Origin of the sequence: Pseudomonas sp. IT-P176, assembly GCF_949767245.1 — a bacterium.
Classification (GTDB): domain Bacteria; phylum Pseudomonadota; class Gammaproteobacteria; order Pseudomonadales; family Pseudomonadaceae; genus Aquipseudomonas.
Genome location: NZ_CATKPN010000091.1, coordinates 1 through 1,121 on the forward strand (window position 1 = coordinate 1; position 1,121 = coordinate 1,121).

A 1,121-nucleotide genomic window follows, 5' to 3' on the forward strand; every position below is an offset into this window, starting at 1 on the left:
GTCAGGGTCACGGTGTAGGTGACTTCACCGCCTTCGGCGACAGTGGATTTATCCACAGTTAGGGTGGCTTTCACCTCAGTGAGGGTGTCGCCGATGGTGACTTGGGCTTTGTCGCCCAGCACCAGGTTTTCGAAGGACTTGCCGTCAACGGTGGCATTGCTGACACCAACTTCCACGACTTGACCGTCTTTGTAGACGTCGTCGCCCTGGGCTTTCAGCTCGTACGGCGTGCTGCTGGTGCCGGCTTTGATGACGACGGTGTCGCCGTTGCTCAGGGTGACAGTCAGGTCCTGCTTGAGGACCTGATCAACCTTGACGGTGAACTTCGGTGCAGCGTTTTCCAGGACGTCGCCATTGCTTTCGATGGTGACTGTGATCTTGTCGCCTTCGCCCGACGGTTGGTCGGTGACGGTGGTGGTGAACTGGTCTTTGCCCAGGGTCAGTTGTTCGAACTGATCGGCGCCGGAGACGCTTTCCAGCTTGTTAACCAGTGCCGGCTGACCGCCGGTGAAGATGTCGTTGCTGGTGACTACGGTAGCCGTGCCGGTGGTGCTGTTGGCCGGAACGGTGATCTTGGTGCCGTCGGACAGAGTGAAGACCAGCGGACCATGGCTCGCCATCGGCATGCCAGCGGCGTTGGTCAGGGTCACGGTGTAGGTGACTTCACCGCCTTCGGCGACAGTGGATTTATCCACAGTCAGGGTGGCTTTCACCTCAGTGAGGGTGTCGCCAACTTTGACCACAGCCTCGTCGCCGAGCACCAGGTTTTCGAACGATTTACCTGGAACCGTTGCGTCAGTGACGCTGAGTTTGATGGTTTCGCCGTCTTTGTAGACATCGTCGCCTTGGGCTTTCAGTTCGTACGGCACGCTGCTGGTGCCGGCTTTGATGACGACGGTGTCGCCGTTGCTCAGGGTGACAGTCAGGTCCTGCTTGAGGACTTGATCAACCTTGACGGTGAACTTCGGTGCAGCGTTTTCCAGCACGTCGCCATTGCTTTCGATGGTGACGGTGATCTTGTCGCCTTCGCCCGACGGTTGGTCGGTGACGGTAGTGGTGAATTGGTCTTTGCCCAGAGTCAGTTTCTCGAACTGATCGGCGCCAGATACGCTTTCCAGCTT

At 58.1% G+C, this 1,121-nt stretch carries 1 protein-coding gene; it reads right to left on the reverse strand.

What is annotated here, in order from left to right:
* Nucleotides 1-1,121, reverse strand: a 1,121-nt coding sequence (locus ACM6IP_RS23970; protein WP_414862404.1) for an immunoglobulin-like domain-containing protein, incomplete at both ends; no start/stop codon positions are given.